Genomic DNA, 21,723 nt, shown 5'->3' with positions numbered 1-21,723 from the left:
CCTACCCCGGCCGAGCTCTCGGGCGGGATGCAGAAGCGCGCGGCGCTGGCCCGCGCCATCGCCGCCAGCCCCGCCGCGATCCTCTTCGACGAGCCCACGGCGGGCCTCGACCCGATCCTCGCGGGCGTCATCAATCGCCTGATCCGCGAAGCCATGACCGGCCTCGGCGCCACCGCCATCACCATCACGCACGACATGACCACCGTGCGAACCGTCGCCGACCGCGTGGCGCTCCTCCACGGCGGGCGCTTTCGCTGGACGGGTCACGCCGCCGACCTCGCCCGCAGCGGCGCCCCCTACATCGAGAACTTTACCCACGGCCGCGCCGAAGGCCCGATCGCCACGCTCCGCTGAGGCGGAACGGCCACGATTTGATCCCCGCGCCACGCGATCCGTGCTAGGATGACCGGGCGCGGGGAACCGACCCGCATGGGACTCCATTGGCTTCCCGACCCACGGCGTTTGGTGGGGGAAATCAAGGGGCTCCGGCCCGAAAGGAAGGCGTCGATGCAAGTCCGCGCCACGGCGGCGACGTTTGCGCGCATCCTCCACGCGGCGGCCCTCCATGCGGTCGTCGCGGCGGCCCTCGCGATGGCCGCCCTCACGCTCCTCTCCGCCTTGGGCGTCCTGCCCTGGCTCCAGCTCCAGGCTTCCCTCGGCGGCCAGTCCCTGCCCCAGGCCGGCCCCATCGCGCAGGTCGCCCTGACCCTCCTCTTGGCGCTAATGGCCGCCTTCGTGCCCGCCTCCTCCCGCGTCCTCGCGCTCGAACGCGGCCACCGCGACTTCCGCGTCTCCATGGAGGACGTGGCCCGCGCCTACCATGTGGCCCATGCCGCCGACCGGCAGGGCGCCTTCACCATGGCCTCCCAGTTCGACCAGGTGTGCGAACGGCTCGACCACCTCCGCCAGCACCCCGACCTCCGGCTCCTGGAGGCCGACGTGCTGACCCTCGCCGCCCAGATGTCCCAGCAGTCCCATAAGCTCGCGGAGATCTACAGCGACGAGCGCGTGACGCGCGCCAAGGACGTGCTGGCCCAGCGCCAGCAGGAGGTGGACTCGCAGCGCAAGCGCATCGCCGAGGCCATGGCCATCTGCCGCGAGATCATGGACTGGAATGCCCGCGTCGAGCTCGACGAGGCCACCGTGACCACCCAGATCCAGCAGCTCGACGGCCAGCTCGCGGCGCTCCTCCCGGCCCTGGGCTATCGCCGCGACCCCGCGCCCGCGTCGCACGGCCCGGCCGCCCATGCCGGCAACGTCGTCTCCCTGGGCCAGCTCCCGGCCGCCGAATAGATCCCTCGCGCCCGTGATGCGGCACGGCTTGCGCCGCCGCCCCGCTTGGCCCACATCGGGCCCATCATGGGACGCGAGCCGATCTTCTCCTGCACCGTCTGCGGGGCCACGCAATCCAAGTGGTCCGGCCGCTGCGACGCCTGCGGGGCCTGGAACACCATCGTCGAGGAGGTGCCCCTGGCCACCGGCCCCGGCAAGCCCCTCAAGCGCGGCGCGAGCCTTGCCCTCACCGACCTCGCCACCGCAGAGCCGCCGCCCCCCCGCACCGAGGCGGGCGTGGCGGAACTCGACCGCGTCCTCGGCGGCGGCCTCGTGCCGGCTTCCGCGATCCTCGTCGGCGGCGATCCCGGCATCGGCAAATCCACCCTCCTCCTCCAGGCCGCCGCCCGCTTCGCCCGCAACGGCCTCAAGGTCGTCTACGTGACGGGCGAGGAATCGGCCGGACAGGTCCAGATGCGCGCCCAGCGCCTCGGCCTGACCGAGAGCCCGGTGAAGCTGGCCGCCCACACCAACCTCCGCGACATCCTCGCGACGCTGGAGGCCGAGCAGCCCCAGCTTGCCATCATCGACTCGATCCAGACCATGTGGCTCGACACGGTCGAATCGGCCCCCGGCTCCGTTTCCCAGGTCCGCGCGGCGGCGCACGAGCTGACCGCCTTCGCCAAGCGGCGCGGCATCGCCGTCGTCATGGTCGGCCACGTCACCAAGGAAGGCGCCATCGCCGGCCCCCGCGTGATCGAGCACATGGTCGATACGGTCCTCTACTTCGAGGGCGACCGCGGCCACCAGTTCCGCATCCTGCGCGCCGTCAAGAACCGCTTCGGTCCGGCGGACGAGATCGGCGTCTTCGAGATGACCGGCAAGGGCCTGATCGAGGTCAAGAACCCCTCGGCGCTGTTCCTGGCCGACCGGGGCACGCCCGTTCCCGGTTCCGTCGTCTTCGCCGGCATCGAGGGGACCCGCCCGATCCTCTGCGAGATCCAGGCCCTCGTCGCCCCCGCCGCCCCTGGCCAGACGCGCCGCAGCGTCGTCGGCTGGGACGGCGGCCGCCTCGCCATGATCCTCGCCGTGCTCGACGCCCGCGCGGGCCTCAGCTTCGCCGGACTCGACGTCTACCTCAACGTCGCCGGCGGCCTGCGGATCGGCGAACCCGCCGCCGACCTCGCCGTGGCCATGGCCCTCGTCTCCGCCCAGGCGCAGCGGCCGCTCGACCCGCAGACGGTCGTCTTCGGCGAGATCAGCCTCTCGGGCGCGCTCCGGTCCGTCTCCCAGACCGAAAACAGGTTGAAGGAGGCGCAGAAACTTGGTTTCACCACCGCCATCCTGCCGGTGCTGCCCAAGCGCGCGGCCGGGCCGGCGCTGACCCTCCGGGAGAAGCCCGACCTGGCGACCGCCGTGGCCGACCAGATCGGCCAGACCTGACGGCGGAAACGGGGACCGATGCAAGGCTTCACCATCATCGACGGCATCGTGGCGATCGTGATCGTCGTCTCGGCCCTCCTGGCCTACTCGCGCGGCTTCGTGCGCGAGGCGCTGGCCATCGCCGGCTGGATCGGCGCCACGATCCTCGCCTTCATCTTCGCCGACCAGGTGCAGCCGCTGGTGCGCCAGATCCCCGTGGTGGGCGACGCCATCGGCGACTCGTGCGAGCTGTCGGTCATCGCCGCCTTCGCCGCCGTCTTCGCCGTGGCGCTGGTGCTCTTCTCCATCTTCACGCCGCTCTTCTCGGGCGCGGTGCAGCGGTCGGCGCTGGGCGGCCTCGACCAGGGGCTCGGCTTCCTCTTCGGCGTCGCGCGCGGCGTCCTCCTCGTGGCCGTGGCCTTCTTCGTCTACCAGACCGTCCTTTCGGCCCAGGCGATCCCGATGGTCGAGGACAGCCGCGCGGCCGCCGTCTTCTCGCGCCTCACCGGCCAGATCGCCGAGCAGGACCCCGAGGCCGCGCTCGGCTGGGTCACGCGGCAATACGAGCAACTGGTGAGCACCTGCTCCGCGCCCACCGGCGGAGCCGCCTGATCGCCGGGCGGGCCGCCTGATCCCTGGGCTGCGACGCCCCGTCCCCTCGCACGCGGCGGCTGGACACGTTACAGGCCCGTGACACCCCCCGACCATTCCGCTATCCGGGCGCCAGCGCCCAGCGTGCCGCCACGGAGCCCGAACTCATGGCCGAACAGGTCCACTACGCCCACCCCTTCGACGACGACAAGCTGCGCGAGGAGTGCGGCGTCTTCGGCGTCATCGGCGTCACGGACGCGGCCAGCTTCGTGGCCCTCGGCCTCCACGCCCTCCAGCACCGGGGGCAGGAGGCGGGCGGCATCGTCACCTACGACCCCGAAGGCGGCTTCCATCAGGCCCGCCGCATGGGCTACGTCCGCGACAACTTTACCTCGCGCGACGTGATGGACACCCTGCCCGGCACGCTCGGCATCGGCCATGTCCGCTACTCGACCTCGGGCGACAAGGGCCCCGCCGTCATCCGCAACGTCCAGCCTTTCTTCGGCGAGTTCGCCATCGGCGGCGCGGCCATCGCTCACAACGGCAACATCACCAACGCCGTCGCCCTGCGACGCGAGCTGATCGAGCGTGGCTCGATCTTCCAGTCCTCCTCGGACACCGAATGCATCATCCACCTCATGGCCCGCTCCATGGGCCGAACGCTGGTGGACCGGATGGAGGACGCCCTACGGAAGGTCGAGGGGGCCTTCTCCGTCGTCGCCATGACCCGGACCAAGCTCGTCGGCGTCCGCGATCCCCTGGGCATCCGTCCCCTCGTCGTGGGCCGCCTCGGCTCCGGCTGGGTCCTGGCCTCCGAGACCTGCGCCCTCGACATCGTCGGCGCCGACTTCCTGCGCGAGGTGGAGCCGGGCGAGATGGTCGTCATCTCCACCGACAAGGGCCTGGAAAGCTTCTTCCCCTTCCGCCCCCGCAAGCCCCGCTTCTGCATCTTCGAGCACGTCTACTTCTCGCGCCCCGACTCCCTCATCGGCGGCCGCTCCGTCTACGAGACGCGCGAGGCCATCGGGATCGAGCTGGCCCAAGAGGCGCCCGTGGACGCCGATCTCGTCTGCCCCGTCCCCGACTCGGGCACCCCCGCCGCCATCGGCTACGCGCGGGCCTCGGGCATCCCCTTCGGCATGGGGATCATCCGCAACCAGTATGTCGGCCGCACCTTCATCGAGCCGACCGAGCAGATCCGCAACATGGGCGTGCGGCTCAAGCTGAACGTCAACCGGGCCCTGATCCAGGGCAAGCGAGTGATCCTCGTGGACGACTCGGTCGTGCGCGGCACCACCTCGCGCAAGATCAAGGAGATGGTCCTCGACGCCGGCGCCCGCGAGGTCCACTTCCGCATCGCCTCCCCGCCGACCGCCTGGCCCTGCTTCTACGGCGTGGACACCCCCAACCGCGAGAAGCTGCTGGCGGCGAACATGAGCGAGGAGGAGATGCGGAGCCACCTCGGCGTCGACTCGCTGCGCTTCATCACGCTCGACGGCCTGTATCGCGCCGTGGGCGAGGCCGGGGGCCGCGACCCACTCAGCCCCCGCTACTGCGACGCCTGCTTCTCGGGCGACTACCCCGTGGCCCCGGCCGACATGCTCGACCAGGGCTTCGAGATGAAGACCGCCGCCGAATAATGAGGGAGCGGCCACGCGCCGCACCCGACGGGCTGGGTTCCGCCGATGCGCGGCCCTTCGCCTCGCAAGCATCCGCCGAGATCGCCCCTCCCGCTGCGACGCCGTTCCCCGAACGCCGCGCCCATGCCATTCCCTCCGCCTTCCACCACGGCGGAGACCGGCATGGCCGACACCTGGGACCTCCTCGCGCGCCTGCGCCCGCACCTGCGGCCCGACGGCCTCGGGCCCGAGCGTCCGCGCGCCCGACCCGCCGACCTCGACCCCCTCGTGTCCAAGTCGAAGGGCCACATCCCGGCCGCCGCCGAATCCGACGCCACCCTCCGCGACGCCCTGCCGCTCGACCGCACGGCGCTGATCGGCCTTCTCCAGGGGCCGCAGGGCAACGCCGCCCTCGTCCGCCTAGCCTCCGGCGCGGTGGTCAAGGTCGCGGAAGGGCAGGCCGTTGACGGCGCCGAGGTCATAGCCATCGACGAACGTGGCCTGCGCCTGCGGCGCGGCAGAGAGGTCGTCCTCCTCACGATGCCGAGCTAGGGACGGACCCTCCGCCTTGCGGGGCCGCCCCGGACGGGGCAGAAGGCCGCCCGACTCATCAGCCCCGGAGCCCGCCCGATGCCCACAGCCCTCGTCACCGGCGCCTCGCGCGGGCTCGGCCACGCCCTCGCATTGGCCCTCGTGCCGACGCACCACGTCATCGCCGTCGCCCGCACGGTGGGCGCGCTGGAGGAACTCGACGACGCCATCCAGGCGCAGGGCGGGCAGGCCACCCTCGCCCCCATGGACATCACGGTTCCCGACGCGATGCGCCAGCTCGCCCGCTCCATCCACGACCGCTGGGGCACCCTCGACCTCTGGGTGCACACGGCGATCCACGCCGGCCCCCTCGCTCCCGCCGGCCACCTCGCCGCCAAGGATCTCGACAAGTCCATCGCCGTCAACCTCCGCGCCACCGCCGACCTGATCGGCACCCTCTCCCCCCTCCTCGCGCCCGCCAGCCGCGCCGTCTTCCTCGACGACCCGCGCGGCGGCGAGAGGTTCTTCGGCCACTACGGCTCCACCAAGGCCGCCCAGATCGCGCTGGCCCGCTCCTGGCAGGCCGAATCTGAACGGATCGGCCCCCGCGTCCTGATCCTCCAGCCGCGACCCATGCCCACCGGCACCCGCGCCCGCTTCTTCCCCGGCGAGGACCGCGCGGCGCTGGCCACGCCCACCGAGGAAGCCGCGCGCCTCCTCCCCCTCATCCTCGGCTGACCCCTCCCTGGGTTGCCCGTGCCCGCCGCCTGCCCTAGGAGGGGCGGGCACTTGCCGGGGGCTCCATGCGCATCCTCATCACCAACGACGACGGGATCAACGCGCCCGGCCTCGCGATCCTCCACGCCATCGCCACCGAGATCGCGGGCGACGCCGGCGAGGTCTGGACCGTCGCCCCCGCCTTCGAGCAGTCGGGCGTCGCCCACTGCATCAGCTACACCCACCCGACCATGATCGTGGAACTGTCCGAGCGCCGCTTCGCCGCCGAGGGCTCGCCCGCCGACTGCGTGCTGGCGGGTCTCCATGACGTGCTGGTGGACGCGCGCCCCGACCTCGTGCTGTCCGGCGTGAACCGGGGCAACAACTCCGGCGAGAACGCCATGTATTCCGGCACACTCGGCGGCGCGATGGAGGCCGCGCTCCAGGGCCTCCCCGCCATCGCGCTCTCCCAGTTCATGGGGCCGGGCACCGCCGCCCTCGCCGACCCGTTCGAGGCTGCCGCCCGGCACGGCGCGGCCGTGGTCCGCCTCCTCCTCGACCGCGCCCCCTGGGACGACGGCCCGTATCGCCTCTTCTACAACGTCAACTTCCCGCCCGTCGCCGCCGCCGAGGTCAAGGGCGTCGCCGCCTCGCGGCAGGGGTTCCGGGGCACCAAGCAGCACGGGGTGGAGCCGCACGTCGCTCCCTCGGGCCGCCGCTTCCTGTGGGTCAAGGGTGGCCGCCAAGACATCCGCACCGGCGCGGGGACCGACGTGGAGGCCAACCTCGACGGCCTGATCTCCGTCCAGCCCTGCCGCGCCGACCTCACCGCGCACGACGCCCTCGACGCCCTGGCCGCCGCGCTGGCATGACCGACGAGGCCGAGCGGACCATGCAGCTCCTTTACGCGCTCCGCAGCGCGGGCGTCACCGACCAGCGCGTGCTCTCGGCCATGGAGCGCATCCCGCGCGACCACTTCATCCGGGGCATCTTCGCGACCCGCGCGCACGAGGACGTGCCCCTGCCGATCCCCTGCGGCCAGACCATCAGCCAGCCCTCGGTGGTGGCGCTGATGACCCAGGCGCTCCAGGTGAGCCCCCGCGACAAGGTGCTCGAGGTCGGCACCGGCTCCGGCTACCAGGCCGCCATCCTGTCGCTCCTCGCCCGGCGCGTCTACACGGTGGACCGCTTCCGCAGCCTCGTCCTCCAGGCGCGGGAAATCTTCGAGTCCCTCGGCCTCCACAACATCACCGCGCTCGCCGCCGACGGCAGCCACGGCCTCCCCGAGCAGGCGCCCTTCGACCGCATCCTCGTGACCGCCGCCGCCGAGGACCCGCCCTCGCCCCTCTTGGCCCAGTTGCGCATCGGTGGCATCATGGTCCTGCCGGTCGGCCAGAGCGACGCGGTGCAAAGCCTGATCCGCGTCACGCGCACCGCCGAGAAGGGCTTCGACTACGACGAGCTGCGCCCCGTCCGCTTCGTCCCCCTCCTTCCGGGGATCGGGCAGGAATGAGGCGCCAAGACACCGGGACGGACCCGGGCCGGAACGAGTGAGGGCAGCGGCATGACGATCGGACAGCACGGCCTGCGACGCGCGGCTTGCGCGGCCCTGGCGCTGGGGGCGCTGGCGGCCTGCCAGCGGCCGGTGGACATGGACATGCGGTCGCTCGGGACCGGCTTCTCGACCACCGACGCCGCGCTCAGCGCGCTTGAGCGGCCCGAACCCGACGCCCGGGGCGTCATCACCTACCCGACCTATCAGGTCGCCGTCGCCCAGCGGGGCGACACCGTGGGCACCCTCGCCGGCCGGCTCGGCATCCCCGCGCAGGAGCTGGCGAGCTACAACGGCCTCACCCCCGACTCGCCGTTGCGGGACCAGGAGGTCGTGGCCCTGCCCGGCCGCCTGCCCGAGTCCCCGGCCGCCGCGAACCCCACGGGCACCCTCGTCGCCTCGGCCGCCGCCGCCATCGACCGCGCCGGCCCCGTCACCACCACGGCGCTCGCCCCCGTCGCGGCCCCCATCGCCCCGGCGGCGACTCCCGCCGCGCCCGCCTCCTCCGCCGAGCCGATCCGCCACCCCGTCCAGCGCGGCGAGACGGCGTATTCCATCGCCCGGCTCTACGGCGTCCCCGTCCGCTCCATCGCCGAGCTGAACAACCTCGGACCCGATCTCATGGTGCGCGAGGGGCAGCAGCTCCTCGTCCCGTCCAGCACCGGCGCGGCGACCGCGCCCACGCCGGTCGCGCAGCCCGGCCAGGGCAGCCCCACGCCGATCCCGCCCAGCGCCGCCGCCCCCCTTCCCGAGGACGCCCCCGCGCCCGCCGCCGCCGAGCCGCCGCCACCCGCGCCGAACCAGGAGGTCGGCGCGCAGCAGACGCAGCCCTCAGACGCCCGGCTGGCGATGCCCGCCTCCGGCTCGATCATCCGCGACTACGCGCCCGGCCGGAACGAAGGCATCGACATCGGCGCGGCGGCCGGCTCGGAGGTGCGGGCCGCCGATGCCGGCACCGTGGCGGCGATCACCACCAACACCGAAGGGGTGCAGATCGTCGTCGTCAAGCACGCGGGCGACCTGCTGACCGTCTACACCCACGTGGACAACCTGACCGTCGCCAAGGGCGACAGCGTCGCGCGCGGCCAGGCCATCGGCAAGGTCCGCGCCGGCGACCCCGCCTTCCTGCACTTCGAGGTGCGCCAAGGCATGGCGAGCCAGGACCCCACCGACTTCCTGCCATAACGGCATTCCCGGCGGCTCTGTCGCGTGCGTGGCTTTCCGCGGGACGCGGAGCTTCACGCACCCTGACGGACCGACGGTGCATGACCCCGCGCGGGCGCGGAACCCCGCACCCTAGGGGGTCATCGCGCCGTCAGGCCAGCCGGACGCCCCTGCGCCCCGCGAGGTCCGTCATGAACTGCCACGCCACGCGCCCCGACCGCGCGCCGCGCGTGGCCTGCCACTCAACCGCCTCGGCCCGCAGCGTGGCGTCGTCGATCCCGATCCCGTAGGCGTCGCAATACCCCCGGATCATCGCCAGGAACTCGTCCTGCGAGCAGGGATGGAACCCCAGCCACAGCCCGAAGCGGTCCGACAGCGACACCTTCTCCTCCACCGCCTCCGATGGAGAGATCGCGCTCGACCGCTCGTTCTCGATCATGTCGCGCGGCATCAGGTGCCGCCGGTTGCTGGTGGCATACAGCACCACGTTGTCGGGCCGCCCCTCGATGCCGCCGTCGAGCACCGCCTTCAGCGACTTGTAATGCGCGTCGTCATGGCTGAACGACAGGTCGTCGCAGAACAGGATGAACCGCCCCGGCGCGCCGCGCAGCAGCCCCAGGCACCGCCCGATGCTCCCCAGGTCCTCCCGGCTCACCTCCACGATCTTGAGGCTCGGCTCCTCGGCCTGCACCGCTGCGTGCACGGCCTTGACAAGGCTCGACTTCCCCATCCCCCGCGCGCCCCACAACAGCGCGTTGTTCGCCGGGAACCCCTTGGCAAAGGCCCGCGTGTTCGCCAGCAGCGTGTCCCGCGCCCGCTCCACGCCCAGCAGCAGCCCCAACTCCACCCGGCTCACCGCCCTGACCGGCTCGATCCGGTCGGGGTCGGGATGCCAGACGAAGGCCGTGCCGCGAAAGTCCGGCGCGGGCGGTGGCGGCGGGGCCAGCCGCTCCAGCGCCTCGGCAATCCGGCGCAGCGGGTCCGCCGCCGGCCCGTCGGCCCGTCCGTCGAAGCTCACGACGCTGCCTCGTCGTCGTCATAGAGCGTCTCGTCCGGCCGCAGCAGCCCCTCGGCCCGCATCTTCGCCTCGACCTGCCGCTCGTGCCGACGCACCAGCCAGATCGACACCTCGTAGAGCGGATAGACCACCGCGAAGAGGATCACCTGGCTCATCACGTCCGGCCCCGGCGTGGCGATGGCGGCAAGGATCAGGATGCCCACCAGCGCGTACTTCCGCATCCGCGCCAGCCCCGCCCCCGTCACGATCCCCGCCCGCCCCAGCAGCGTCAGCAGCACCGGCAACTGGAAGCACAGCCCGAAGGACACGATGAACGCCATCGTCAGCGACAGGTAGGACTTGGCCGACCCCTGGAACACGACGGACGCCGCGCCCCCCTCCTGCACCGCCTCCGCCCCCGTCAGCGTCCCCGCCGATTGGAAGGTGAGGAAGAAGCTGAACGCCATCGGCGCGATGACCCAGTAGGCGAAGGCCGCCCCCAGGAAGAACATGATCGGCGAGGCGAGCAGGAACGGCAGGAACGCCCCTTTCTCGTTCTTGTAGAGTCCCGGCGCCACGAACCGCCAGAGCTGGTACGAGATCACCGGGAAGGACAGCACCAGCCCCGCCATCATCGAGATGGACAGCGCCAGGAAGAACCCTTCCTGCAGCGACAGGAACACCAGTTCGCAGGGCTGCCCGTTGGCGTTCAGCGCCGTGCAGAGAGGCACCGTCAGGAAATCGTAGATCGGCTCCCAGACGACGAAGCAGGCCGTCATCGCCACCACGAAGGCGAGGAGCGACCAGATGATCCGGGTCCGCAGCTCGGCCAGATGCTCGATCAGCGGCGCGGAGGAGGCCTCGACCTCGTCGATGGGGTCGGCCAGGGGAGAGGTCTTGGCGGTCATGGGGTTCCGTCGGAAGGCACGTGATCGGGAAGGGCCGGGCCGGACGCGCCGCCCGGAACGCCGCCCGCGGCGGCCCGCGCCTCGGCGCGGCTCGCCGCCTCGGCCAGCCGCCGGCTATGCTCCTCGGCGCGCTGGGCGGCGAAGCCCTTGGTCGCGGGGCCCGGCGCCGGGGCTCCCGGCTCCAGCGGAGTGCCGGGATCGAGAGGGGCGGCCGGCCGTCCCGCCGTCCCCCCCGGCGTTCCCATGACCGACTTCCGCAGGCTGTCGGTCCCGAACTGCACGGGCCGGGTGGCCGCCTGGATCGTCCGGTTGATCTCCTTGACCCCGGCCTCGTCGGCGGCGGCCTCCATGGCGCGGCTGAACTCCCGCGCCATGCCGCGCGCCTTGCCGACCGCCTGCCCCACGGCGCGGAACAGGTTCGGCAGCTCCTTGGGGCCGACGACGATCAGGGCCACCACGCCCACGAGCATCATCTCCGTCCAGCCCAGGTCGAACATGGCCAGCTCCTCTCAGGTCGGGGCGGCGCGGACGGGGCTCAGACCCGGTCGCGCTCCTCCGAGGGGGTCACGTCGCGGGCGGCGGCGGCATTGGTGTCGTCGATCTCGCGGCGGCCCTCGTCCATGCCCTTGCGGAACGAGGTGATGCCCTTGCCGACCTCGCCCATGATGCCGGAAATCTTGCCGCGCCCGAACAGCACGAGGATCACGATCGCGATGATGATAAAGCCCATCGGGCCGATATTGTTCAGCATCTGTCCCTCCAGCGGACATCGGGTTCAGGCCGGTGTCATATCGCGTCCGTGCCTCTGCGGGAACGCCTCATCCTGGGAAAACGCGCCGCGATGTCGTATTTCGTGACACGAACCTGTCAGGAGGCCCCATGCCCCCCCGCACCGACCGCCTCCTCGACCTCGTGCGCCTCCTGTCCGACGGCCGCCTCCACCGGGCCGAGGACCTCGCCCGCCGCCTGCGCGTCTCCCCCCGCACCATCTACCGCGACATGGACACGCTGATCGCCAGCGGCGTCCCCATCGCCGGCGAGCGCGGCCTGGGCTACGCCGCCACCTCCCCCGTCACGCTCCCGCCCCTCAACCTGTCCCTGCCCGAGCTGGAGGCCCTCCATCTCGGCCTCGCCGTGGTGGGCGAGGCCGGCGACGAGGAGCTGAAGGAGGCCGCCCGCAGCCTGTCCGCCAAGATCGACGCCGTGCTCCCCGAGGACCGCTCCGCCCCGCAGGTGGCCTTCGGCTTCGCCACCCACGCCTTCGCCGAGGCCTCGCGCGGCTTCCGCCACATGCCGGTCATCCGTGCCGCCATCCGCGCCCGGCAGAAGCTCCGCCTCCACCTCCCCCCTGCCACGCCGCCGCGCCGGATCGTCCGGCCCCTCCGGCTCGACTACTGGGGCCGGGTCTGGACGGTCACCTGCTGGGACGAGACCGGCGGCGGCTTCGACCTCCACCGCGTGGACCTGATCGAGGAGGTCACGGCCCTCCCCCAGCTCTTCGTGGACGAGCCGGGCCGGACCCTCGCCGACTATCAGGCCACCCTGGGCTGACCCTCGCGCGGGAAGACGAAGCAGCGGTCGCGCCGGAACATCAGCCACAAGGGCGTGCCGGGCTTGGGCAGGAACACCCAGGGCACCTTGGCGCGCAGCACCGATCCGTCGAAGTCCATGCGGAACTCCACGAGGCTTTCCGACCCCATGAACCGCGCCCGCTCCACCACGCCCCGCGCGGCATCCCCATGCGACGGCGTCGGCAGCGGCCCCTTGCCCGCGCGGTCGAAGTCGATCTTCAGGTGCTGCGGCCGGATGGCGATATCGACCTCGCCGCCGTCGGGCACGCCCGGCACCAGGAACGGCCCGAATGCCGTCTCGGTCAGCGCGCCCTCCACCCGTCCCCGGATCACATTGAGGTCGGAAAAGAACGCCGCCGCCCGAAGGTCCACCGGGTTGTTGTAGATCGTGTAGGGCGCGCCCGCCTGCACGATGCGCCCGTCCCGCATCAGCAGGATCTCGTCCGCCATCCGCATCGCCTCGGTGGGCTCGTGCGTGACCAGCAGCACCGCCGTCCCCTCGGCCTTCAGCACCGCCAGAGTCTCGTCGCGGATGTCGTCCCGCAGCCGGTCGTCCAGCCCCGAGAAGGGCTCGTCCATCAGCATGATCCGGGGCCGGGGCGCGAGCGCCCGCGCCAGCGCCACCCGCTGCTGCTCGCCCCCCGACAGCTCGTGCGGATGCTTGCCCGCGTGGCGCGTCATCCCCACCCGCTCCAGCAGATCGGCGACCCGCTCCGCCCGCCCCGGCGTCCCCTTGGGCAGCCCGAAGCCCACGTTCTGCGCCACCGTCAGGTGCGGGAACAGCGCGAAGTCCTGGAACATCAGCCCGATGCCGCGCTTCTCGGGCGGCACCCGCACCGCGCCCTCGACCATCGGCCGCCCGTCCACCCGGATCGTCCCCCCGTCCGGCAGGTCCACGCCCGCGATCAGCCGCAGCGTCGTGCTCTTGCCGCAGCCCGAGGGTCCCAGCAGGCAGCTCACCTGCCCCGCCGCGATGGCGAAGGACACGTCCCGCACCACCTCCCGCCCGCCGAAGCGCCGCGTGAGTCCCCCGACCTCCAGCCTCGGCTCCATGCCCACCCGATCCCGACGAAAACCCTGGGGCTTCTAGGCCCCCGACCCGCCCGGAGCAAGCGTCACCGCGCCGTCCCTTGCGGCCATCCGCCCCGGTTGCCCCAGGGCTCCCCCTCGCCTATGTGGGCCGGGCCATGACCAACCGCCCCCAGCTCCCGCCCGAGATCGCCCGCCGCCGGACCTTCGCGATCATCTCGCACCCCGACGCCGGCAAGACCACCCTGACCGAGAAGTTCCTCCTCTTCGGGGGCGCCATCCAGATGGCCGGGCAGGTGCGCGCCAAGGGCGAGGCGCGGCGCACCCGCTCGGACTTCATGCAGATGGAGAAGGAGCGCGGCATCTCCGTCTCCGCCTCCGCCATGTCCTTCGACTACGGCGGCTTCCGCTTCAACCTCGTGGACACCCCCGGCCACTCGGACTTCTCCGAGGACACCTACCGCACGCTGACCGCCGTGGACGCCGCCGTGATGGTCATCGACGGCGCCAAGGGCGTCGAATCCCAGACCCGCAAGCTCTTCGAGGTCTGCCGCCTGCGCGACCTCCCCATCCTGACCTTCTGCAACAAGATGGACCGCGAGAGCCGCGACACCTTCGAGATCATCTCCGAGATCCAGGAGAACCTCGCCATCGACGTGACGCCCGCCTCCTGGCCCATCGGCGTCGGGCGCGACTTCCTCGGCGCCTACGACATGCTCCGCGACCGCATCGAGGTCATGGACCGCGCCGACCGCAACCGCGTGGCGGAATCCATCCAGATCGACGGCCTCGACGACCCGGAGATCGAGAAGCACGTCCCCGCCGACCTCCTCGCCAAGCTCCGCGAGGAGGTGGAGATGGCGCGCGGCCTCCTCCCCGCCTTCGACCGCCAATCGATCCTCGAGGGCCACATGACCCCCATCTGGTTCGGCTCCGCCATCAACTCCTTCGGCGTCAAGGAACTGATGGACGGCATCGGCGACTACGGCCCCGAGCCCCAGCCCCAGCGCGCCACCCCCCGCCAGATTTCTCCCGAGGAATCAGAGGTTTCCGGCTTCGTCTTCAAGGTCCAGGCGAACATGGACCCCAAGCACCGCGACCGCGTGGCCTTCGTCCGCCTCGCCTCGGGGCACTTCGAGCGCGGCATGAAGCTGCACCACGTCCGCGCCGGCAAGCCCATGGCGATCACCAACCCCGTCCTGTTCCTCGCTGCCGACCGCGAGCTCGCGGAAGAAGCCTGGGCCGGCGACATCATCGGCATCCCCAACCACGGCCAGCTCCGCATCGGCGACACCCTGACCGAAGGCGAGGCCCTGCGCGCCACCGGCATCCCGAGTTTCGCGCCGGAACTCCTCCAGACCGTCCGCGCCGGCGACCCCATGAAGGCCAAGCACCTCGAAAAGGCCCTCATGCAGTTCGCCGAGGAAGGGGCCGCCAAGGTCTTCAAGCCCATGATCGGCTCGGGCTTCATCGTCGGCGTCGTGGGCCAGCTCCAGTTCGAGGTGCTCGCGAGCCGGATCGAGCTCGAATACGGCCTCCCCGTCCGCTTCGAATCCACGCAGTTCAACTCCGCCCGCTGGGTCAACGGCCCCAAGGACGCGGTGGAGGACCTCGTGTCCAAGAACCGCCAGCACATCGCCCACGACAACGACGGCGACGTGGTGTTCCTGACCCGCCTGCAATGGGACATCGACCGCGTGGTGCGCGACCACCCCGACGTGCGCCTCACCGCCACCAAGGAGATGATGGCGGCCGCCTGACCGCGCCCGGGCCGTTGCGTGGTCCTTCGCGCCGCCCGACCCGTCCCGGGCCCTGCGCGGGACGGCACGCGGAACGGCAACCCGCGCGCCCGGAGGCCGTCCGGCCAAACGGGGCGAGCCGTCCGCAGCCGGCCCGGACTCCGATGCGCTCGGCAGGAAGCGCCGCCGCGACCTCACCCTCGCACCCCACCCCCGAGTGGCGTCGTCCCCCACCCGGGCCGGCCCCCCTCCCCGTGCAGGCTCCGCCCGACGCCGCATCGCTTCCGCCGTGGGGTCCGTCGCGAGGCCCGGGCCCGAGGCACCGCTCCGCCAGCCCCGCCGTCGGCGGCGCGCGCACAATCCGCCCAAGCCGCCACCCCGGCGATCAGGAACGCGGCGGTCGCACACCCGTCGCCAGTTTCAACCAAGTGGAGCCTTTCAACCCCAGGATGGAAACAATACGAGTCCTGCAACGGGGTCGGCAGGGGATTCGGATGTTCAACCGACGGCTTCGCGGGTGGCGGGGGCTGGCCCTCGTCCTGGTGGCATTGCTCGCCGCGTTCCAGGCGGGCGCGGTCACGGCCACCATGTCGCCCGCGCTGCGCGATGCGGTGCTCGAAGGCAAGCGCCTGATCCGCGTCTCCCTCGGCCTGCCCAAGGACTGGGTCCCCGTGCCCCGGCTCGCCGACTACGACCCGCCCGCGCCCGTCCCCTGCCCGCCGCCCGGCGAATCGGTGCTGATCGTCACTGGCGGCCAGTCCAACGCCGCCAACAGCAACTCCAGCCTCCTCCCCGCCCGCGAGGGGAGCCGCGTCGTCACCTTCTACGACGGCCGCTGCTACCCGCAGGCCGATCCGGTCCTCGGCGCCGCCGGCCAGGGCGGCAGCCTCTGGGTGGAGTTCGGCGCGCGGCTCGAAGCCCGGCTCGACCGGCCCATCGTCTTCGTCCACGGCGCCATCGGCTCCACGCAGTTCGCGGATTGGGTCGATCCCCGCTCCGGCTATCTCGACGCGCTGGTCGCCACCGCCTCGGGCGCGCTCGCCCAGGGCTACCGCGACCCCCTGGTGATCTGGCACCAGGGCGAGACCGACGCCGAGATCGACCCCGACGGCCGCGACACCGTCCCGGCCGTCCGAGCCCTGCTCGCCCTGCTGCTCGACCGCATCCCCGATGCCTCCATCTACCTGCTCCAGGGCTCGCGCTGCGGGCCGAGGTTCCACCCCGCCGCGACCGAGGCGATCCGACGGGCCGCCGCCGGCCTCGACCGCGTGACGGTCGGCCTCGACACCGACCAGATGGACGAGGACCTGCGCCGGGACGGCTGCCACTTCAACAGCCTGGGCCGGACCTGGCTGGTGGAGCGCCTGCTCGTCGAGCTGGACCCGCTCCTCGCCGAAAGCCCCGTCCTCGCGACCGGCCCCGACCAATTCGGCCCCGACCAATACGGCCCCGACCGCTCCGGGCCCGACCGCTCCCACTGACGCGCCCCACCACGCGCCCCCGATCCCTAGAATCCCATGCAACACGCAACGCCCGGTGCTGTCAGAGGTCGTTCACCTTTCCCGGGCACATTGCTCGCACAGGCCCCAAGGACCGGGCGCCCGCCGGGACCCCCCGTCGCGCGTCCGGAGCCATCCTCGCCGCTGGGCCATGCGCTGTTTGAAGGGACGCCGAGCGGCCGGCAGCCCCCCTGGGAGGACCCGCCCCCGCGCAGGATTGCGCCGGGACGGGGCCGCAAAGACCCAGCCGCCGCGCGTCGTGCACGCGCTTGCCCGCGGCCGCCACCGGCGTCGCGCGGCATCGCCCTGCGGCGACGGGCCACCCCCGGCGCGCGCGACGCGCCGGAACCCGGCGCGGCCTTCGCGCGTCCCCTCTCCGACACCCACCCACGGAGAGCCCCGATGAAGAAGACCCTGGTCCGCCTCGCCGCGCTTTACGCGATCCGCTACATCACGATGAAGGTCACGGGGCGCCGCCCGCTCCGCTGAACCGGCGGGCCGGCCTCACTCCAGCCGCGCCGTCATGGTGATCTGCGCCCCGCCCGACAGCACCTTCGACACCGGGCAGTTCTGCTTGGTCCCCTCGGCGACCTCGCGGAACCGCTCGTCGTCGGCGCCCGGCACACGCGCTGCCACCTCGACATGGACGCGGCTGATGACCGGGGCGCCCGAACTCATGTCGAGCGTGACGGTGCTGCGGGCGTCGATGCTGTCGGCCCGCAGCCCCGCCCGCTCCAGGTCGGCGCTCAGCGCCATGGCAAAGCAGCTCGCGTGGGCCGCGCCGATCAGCTCCTCGGGGTTGGTCCCGGCCTCGTCGCCGAAGCGCTTGGCGAAGCTGTAGCCCTGGTCCCGCATCGCGCCGGATTCGACCGACAGCGTGCCCTGCCCGTCGCGAAGCCCGCCCCGCCAGTTCGCCTGCCCATGTTTCTGGATCATCGGTCCCTCCTTGGTCCGCCGCGCCAGATAGGTCATCATGCCGCACCCTCAAGGCGCGGCCCAGCTTGACCTTTCCGGGTTTCCCCGATAACGCCGAAGGGATTTGATACGTCAGAGCCCCGGCAATCCGGCCGGGCCGGGCCGCGCGACAGGATGCGGCCAACAACGCCGCAACATCCCCATCGCTAGGACAGCGCTTGACCCAGTTCTCCGACCTCAACCTCGACCCCCGCGTTCTTCAGGCCCTCACCGACGCGGGCTACGTGACGCCGACGCCGATCCAGGCCGACGCCATCCCCCCCGCGCTCGAAGGGCGCGACATCCTCGGCATCGCCCAGACCGGCACCGGCAAGACGGCGGCCTTCGTGCTGCCGATGATCACCCGGCTGGCCCAGGGACGCGCCCGCGCCCGGATGCCCCGCTCCCTCGTCCTCTGCCCCACGCGCGAGCTGGCGGCCCAGGTGGCCGAGAACTTCGACAAATACACCAAGCACCTCAAGCTGACCAAGGCCCTCCTCATCGGCGGCGTGTCCTTCAAGGACCAGGACGCCCTGATCGACCGGGGCGTGGACGTGCTGATCGCCACCCCCGGCCGCCTGCTCGACCACTTCGAGCGCGGCAAGCTCCTGCTGACCGGCGTGCAGATCATGGTGGTGGACGAGGCCGACCGGATGCTCGACATGGGGTTCATCCCCGACATCGAGCGGATCTTCGGCCTGGTGCCCCCGTCGCGGCAGACCTTCTTCTTCTCGGCCACCATGGCCAAGGAGATCGAGCGGATCACCAAGACCTTCCTCAAGGACCCCGCCCGGGTCGAGGTCGCCCGCCAGGCCACGACGGGCGAGAACATCGCCCAGGGCCTCGTGGAGTTCAAGCCGACCCGCCGCGAGACCGAGGCCGCCGAGAAGCGCGCCGTGCTCCGCGCGCTCATCGACGGCGAGGGCGAGGCCTGCTCGAACGCCATCGTCTTCTGCAACCGCAAGGTGGACGTGGACATCGTCGCCAAGTCGCTCAAGAAGTATGGCTACGACGCCGAGGCGATCCACGGCGACCTCGACCAGTCGCAGCGGACCCGCACGCTTGACGCCTTCCGGGACGGCAAGCTGCGGCTCCTCGTCGCCTCCGATGTGGCCGCGCGCGGCCTCGATATCCCGGCCGTCAGCCACGTCTTCAACTTCGACGTGCCGTCCCATTCGGAGGACTACGTCCACCGCATCGGCCGCACCGGCCGCGCCGGCCGCTCCGGCAAGGCCCTGACCATCAGCGCCCCCCGCGACGACAAATACCTCGCCGCCATCGAGGCCCTGATCGCCAAGCCCATCCCGCGCGTGGAGAACCCGCTCAAGGACGCCCCCCCGCAAGAGGTCCGCGAGGATCGTCCCCGCCGCGAGGAGCGCCGCACCGAGGAGCGGGGCGAGCGTCGCACCCGCGTGCGCGGCCCCCGCCGGGACGACCGTCGCGAGGAGGCTCCCGTCCCAGCGCCCGCGCTGGCAGAGGCTGCCCCGACCGCCGAGCAACCCCGGCCCGAACGCGCCCCGCGCCCCGAGCGTGACCATCCCGAGCGTGACCGCTCCGACCGCGACCGCCGCCCGCGCGGCGAGCCGCGCGACGAACGCATCGTCGGCATGGGCGACGACGCCCCGTCCTTCATCCTGAAGAGCTTCGCGGAGCGTCGCGCCGGGTGAGACTCGTCCTCGCGATCCTTCTCGCGCTCCTCGGCACCGAGGCGACGGCCCAAAGCTGCGTCGCCCGCGTCAACGCGCAGGAGCTCATCATCGTCCCCGAGGCGATGGGCGCCCCCGCGCCCGGCCTGCGCGAAAGGCTGCGGATGTGGCCCTCCCGCTCCTGGGACCGCGCCTGGGGCGAGCGGGTCGCCTGCGACAGCGCCGCCGTCACGCACTTCCTGGCCACGACGATGCGCCTGGAGGAGACCGAGGGCTACTGCCTCGCCGCCGACGACGCGAATGGCTGGCTCCTGGTCCCGGGCGCCCGCAACTACCGGGGCCGCTGCACCAAGACGGTCTGCGACCGCGTGAACGTCGTGGCCGACGGCATGGAGTCGCTCGGCCTCGCCATGACCGGCCTCGTCACCGGCCGCCGCGTGGACAGCGACGCCGAGGCGGTGACGGCCGTGGCCCACGGCACCGGCGCGGTGCTTGTCACCGGCCAGGCGCCCGCGGTCGCCACCGCGCTCGGCCCCTCCGCGACGGCGCTCGGCACCGCCCTCAGCGCCCCCGTCGCCGCCGGAGCCGCCGCCGTCACGGTCATCGGCGTCGGCGGCGCGATCTATCTCTGCTCCTGAGACCTGCCCCGTAGGGCGGGCTTCAGCCCGCCATCTTAGGGCCGTGGAACCGAGTAGCGAGCTGAAGCTCGCCCTACGTCGATCACCGTAGGGTGGGTGGTTCCACGCGCCGCGCGCGTGGAACCACCCACCAAGAACCGCGCTTCCGATGGGCGAACCCCGGCCGCGCCGAGCCTCACCCACCCCGCCTCACGCCAGCCGCGACACCACCACCGTCACTTCGGGCTTCTTGCCGATCTCGGCCTGCGAGGTCTGCCGCACGATGCGGATCAGCTCCCGCTCCAGCTTCTCGTCGTCGCGCAGCGTCCGCTTCTCGGCCCGGTTGATGAACTGACCCAGCTCCGCCTCCAGCGTCTCCACGAGATCGGCGTTCGACCGCCCCTTCGACGGCAGCCCCATCAGCTCGCACCAGGGCTCGCCCAGCGGCTCGTCCTTCTCGTCCACGATCAGCGTCACCGTGACGTGCCCGTTCAGCGCCATCCGCATCCGGTCGCGCACCACGCCGTCCATGCCGCCGATCAGCACGCCGCCATCGAGGTAGGTCCGCCCCGCCTCCACGAATTCGGCCACCTTGGGCGCGTTGCCCGACAGGTCGATCATCATTCCGTTGGTGGCGATGATCCCGCGCAGCCCCTTGGCCTCGCCCAGCTTCATGTGCTCGCGCAGGTGCCGGTGCTCGCCGTGCATGGGGATCAGGAACTGCGGCTTGATGATGTCGTGGAAGGTCTCCAGGTCCGGCCGGTTCGCGTGGCCCGACACGTGATAGCGCCCGCCCGCGTCGTCGAGCACGTCCACGCCCTTCTCCGAGAGCTGGTTCATGATCCGCGCGACCGGACGCTCGTTGCCCGGAATGGTCCGGGACGAGAACAGGAACGTGTCCCCTTCCTTGAGAGACAGCCCCATGTAGCCCTGCGACGAAAGCTGCGCCGCCGCCGCCCGCCGCTCGCCCTGCGATCCGGTGACCATCAGCAGCAGGTTCTCGCGCGGGATCTGCCCCGCGTCCTCGGGCGAGATGGTCTTGGGGAACTGCGTCAGCAGCCCGGTGGCGATGGCCGTCTCCACCATCCGCCGCATGGCCCGGCCCAGCAGGCAGACCGACCGCCCCGAAGCCTCGGCGGCGTTGGCCAGAGTCTGAAGCCGCGCGAGGTTCGACGCGAAGGTGGTGGCGACCACCATCCCCTTCGCCTCGCGCAGCAGCGCGGCGAGGTTGTCGGCCAGCGTCGCCTCGGACCGCCCCGGATGCGGCGAGAAGACGTTGGTCGAATCGCAGACCAGCGCCCGCACGCCGGGCCGCGCGATCTCGGCCCAGAGCGCCGGGTCGAAGGCCTCGCCCACCACCGGGGTCGGGTCGATCTTGAAGTCGCCCGAATGGACGACCCGCCCCGCCGGCGTGTCGATCACCAGCCCCGCGCTTTCGGGGATGGAATGGCTGATCGGCACGAAGCCCACCTTGAAGGGACCGAACTCCAGCACCTCCGGCCAGGCGCCCACGACGTTCAGCGCCGAGTCCGGCACCCCGCCGCGCTCGTCGAGCTTGAGCCGCGCGATGGCCGCCGTGAACTTGCGGGCGTAGATCGGCGCGCGCAGCTTGTCCCACACGAGCCCCAGCGCGCCCACGTGGTCCTCATGGGCATGGGTCACGAGGATCGCCTCGATCCGGTCCCGCCGCTCCGCGAGCCAGGCCACGTCCGGCAGGATCAGGTCGATCCCCGGCGTCCCGTCCATGTCCCCGAAGGTCACGCCCAGGTCCACGACGATCAGCCGCTCCTGACCGGGTAGCCCATAGCCATAGACATAGGCGTTCATGCCGATCTCGCCGGCGCCGCCGAGCGGCATGTAGATGAGCCGTTCGCCGCTCATGCGCGGGCCTCGGC

The 21,723-nt window shown here is 72.1% G+C and carries 21 protein-coding genes and 1 pseudogene; 15 read left to right on the top strand and 7 right to left on the bottom strand.

All coding sequences use genetic code 11. The features are described 5' to 3' along the window. Positions 1-6 precede the first annotated feature (6 nt). The 10 genes and pseudogenes from J2Z33_RS08730 to J2Z33_RS08685 form a co-directional block, all read left to right on the top strand. A pseudogene (locus tag J2Z33_RS08730) lies at positions 7-354 on the top strand (ATP-binding cassette domain-containing protein); the annotation flags it as partial. Between the two features lie 153 nt (positions 355-507). After that, on the top strand, positions 508-1,293 hold the full coding sequence (locus J2Z33_RS08725; RefSeq protein WP_209839951.1) for a DNA repair protein: 786 nt from the start codon (positions 508-510) through the stop codon (positions 1,291-1,293). Positions 1,294-1,359: 66 nt separating this feature from the next. Then, positions 1,360-2,715, top strand: coding sequence for a DNA repair protein RadA (radA, locus tag J2Z33_RS08720; protein WP_209839949.1), 1,356 nt, complete (start codon positions 1,360-1,362; stop codon positions 2,713-2,715). Positions 2,716-2,733: 18 nt separating this feature from the next. After that, positions 2,734-3,306, top strand: coding sequence for a CvpA family protein (locus J2Z33_RS08715; RefSeq protein WP_209839947.1), 573 nt, complete (start codon positions 2,734-2,736; stop codon positions 3,304-3,306). A 146-nt stretch (positions 3,307-3,452) separates the two neighbouring features. Next, positions 3,453-4,925 (top strand): amidophosphoribosyltransferase, encoded by a 1,473-nt coding sequence (gene purF, locus J2Z33_RS08710; protein ID WP_209839945.1) that lies wholly within the window; start codon positions 3,453-3,455, stop codon positions 4,923-4,925. 162 nt (positions 4,926-5,087) lie between these two features. Continuing rightward, a complete protein-coding gene (locus tag J2Z33_RS08705; RefSeq protein ID WP_209839943.1) occupies positions 5,088-5,456 on the top strand; it encodes a hypothetical protein in 369 nt (122 codons plus the stop codon). 78 nt (positions 5,457-5,534) lie between these two features. Next, entirely contained in the window at positions 5,535-6,173 is a 639-nt protein-coding gene (locus tag J2Z33_RS08700; protein ID WP_209839941.1) for an SDR family NAD(P)-dependent oxidoreductase, read from the top strand. A 65-nt stretch (positions 6,174-6,238) separates the two neighbouring features. Further along, complete coding sequence (gene surE, locus J2Z33_RS08695) at positions 6,239-7,024, top strand: 5'/3'-nucleotidase SurE (RefSeq protein WP_209839939.1); 786 nt, start codon at positions 6,239-6,241, stop codon at positions 7,022-7,024. Next, a complete protein-coding gene (locus J2Z33_RS08690; RefSeq protein ID WP_209839938.1) occupies positions 7,021-7,665 on the top strand; it encodes a protein-L-isoaspartate(D-aspartate) O-methyltransferase in 645 nt (214 codons plus the stop codon). The genes surE and J2Z33_RS08690 overlap by 4 nt, the downstream gene beginning before the upstream one ends. Before the next feature lie 51 nt (positions 7,666-7,716). Next, positions 7,717-8,889, top strand: coding sequence for a LysM peptidoglycan-binding domain-containing M23 family metallopeptidase (locus J2Z33_RS08685; RefSeq protein ID WP_209839937.1), 1,173 nt, complete (start codon positions 7,717-7,719; stop codon positions 8,887-8,889). 130 nt (positions 8,890-9,019) lie between these two features. On the opposite strand, the gene J2Z33_RS08680 is transcribed toward J2Z33_RS08685, so the two are convergent. The 4 genes from J2Z33_RS08680 to J2Z33_RS08665 are packed head-to-tail and all read right to left on the bottom strand — an operon-like array spanning position 9,020 to position 11,524. Further along, positions 9,020-9,886, bottom strand: a complete 867-nt coding sequence (locus J2Z33_RS08680) for an ATP-binding protein (RefSeq protein WP_209839936.1) — start codon at positions 9,884-9,886, stop codon at positions 9,020-9,022. Further along, entirely contained in the window at positions 9,883-10,773 is an 891-nt protein-coding gene (gene tatC / locus J2Z33_RS08675; RefSeq protein ID WP_209839935.1) for a twin-arginine translocase subunit TatC, read from the bottom strand. Before tatC ends, J2Z33_RS08680 begins: the two co-directional genes overlap by 4 nt. Further along, complete coding sequence (tatB, locus tag J2Z33_RS08670; RefSeq protein ID WP_209839934.1) at positions 10,770-11,270, bottom strand: Sec-independent protein translocase protein TatB; 501 nt, start codon at positions 11,268-11,270, stop codon at positions 10,770-10,772. The genes tatC and tatB overlap by 4 nt, the downstream gene beginning before the upstream one ends. 38 nt (positions 11,271-11,308) lie before the next feature. Beyond that, complete coding sequence (locus tag J2Z33_RS08665) at positions 11,309-11,524, bottom strand: twin-arginine translocase TatA/TatE family subunit (RefSeq protein ID WP_209839933.1); 216 nt, start codon at positions 11,522-11,524, stop codon at positions 11,309-11,311. A 128-nt stretch (positions 11,525-11,652) separates the two neighbouring features. Here J2Z33_RS08665 and J2Z33_RS08660 point away from each other — a divergent pair, with 128 nt between their 5' ends. Beyond that, the gene (locus J2Z33_RS08660; RefSeq protein ID WP_209839932.1) at positions 11,653-12,324 is read left to right on the top strand and encodes a helix-turn-helix transcriptional regulator; all 672 of its coding nucleotides are present in this window, start codon (positions 11,653-11,655) and stop codon (positions 12,322-12,324) included. Here the strand turns inward: J2Z33_RS08660 and J2Z33_RS08655 are convergent. Then, positions 12,306-13,397: an ABC transporter ATP-binding protein gene (locus J2Z33_RS08655; protein WP_209839931.1), complete on the bottom strand. Its 1,092-nt coding sequence runs from the start codon at positions 13,395-13,397 to the stop codon at positions 12,306-12,308. The two genes, J2Z33_RS08660 and J2Z33_RS08655, sit on opposite strands and share 19 nt — an antisense overlap. Positions 13,398-13,531: 134 nt before the next feature. Between J2Z33_RS08655 and J2Z33_RS08650 the strand changes: the two genes are divergently transcribed. Then, positions 13,532-15,133 (top strand): peptide chain release factor 3, encoded by a 1,602-nt coding sequence (locus tag J2Z33_RS08650; RefSeq protein ID WP_209839930.1) that lies wholly within the window; start codon positions 13,532-13,534, stop codon positions 15,131-15,133. A 473-nt stretch (positions 15,134-15,606) separates the two neighbouring features. Next, positions 15,607-16,593: a sialate O-acetylesterase gene (locus tag J2Z33_RS08645; RefSeq protein WP_209839928.1), complete on the top strand. Its 987-nt coding sequence runs from the start codon at positions 15,607-15,609 to the stop codon at positions 16,591-16,593. Between the two features lie 522 nt (positions 16,594-17,115). Here J2Z33_RS08645 and J2Z33_RS08640 read toward each other — a convergent pair. Beyond that, the gene (locus tag J2Z33_RS08640) at positions 17,116-17,547 is read right to left on the bottom strand and encodes an OsmC family protein (RefSeq protein WP_209839926.1); all 432 of its coding nucleotides are present in this window, start codon (positions 17,545-17,547) and stop codon (positions 17,116-17,118) included. A gap of 197 nt (positions 17,548-17,744) precedes the next feature. On the opposite strand from J2Z33_RS08640, the gene J2Z33_RS08635 reads away from it, so the two are divergent. Both J2Z33_RS08635 and J2Z33_RS08630 read left to right on the top strand, forming a co-directional pair. Beyond that, on the top strand, positions 17,745-19,232 hold the full coding sequence (locus J2Z33_RS08635; RefSeq protein ID WP_209839924.1) for a DEAD/DEAH box helicase: 1,488 nt from the start codon (positions 17,745-17,747) through the stop codon (positions 19,230-19,232). Continuing rightward, on the top strand, positions 19,229-19,849 hold the full coding sequence (locus J2Z33_RS08630; protein WP_209839922.1) for a hypothetical protein: 621 nt from the start codon (positions 19,229-19,231) through the stop codon (positions 19,847-19,849). The genes J2Z33_RS08635 and J2Z33_RS08630 overlap by 4 nt, the downstream gene beginning before the upstream one ends. 189 nt (positions 19,850-20,038) lie before the next feature. On the opposite strand, the gene J2Z33_RS08625 is transcribed toward J2Z33_RS08630, so the two are convergent. After that, entirely contained in the window at positions 20,039-21,709 is a 1,671-nt protein-coding gene (locus J2Z33_RS08625; protein WP_209839920.1) for a ribonuclease J, read from the bottom strand. Positions 21,710-21,723 lie beyond the last annotated feature (14 nt).

It is taken from the genome of Rubellimicrobium aerolatum (assembly GCF_017872975.1).
GTDB classification, from domain to species: domain Bacteria; phylum Pseudomonadota; class Alphaproteobacteria; order Rhodobacterales; family Rhodobacteraceae; genus Rubellimicrobium; species Rubellimicrobium aerolatum.
This window is presented reverse-complemented; position numbering and strand designations above follow the sequence as displayed.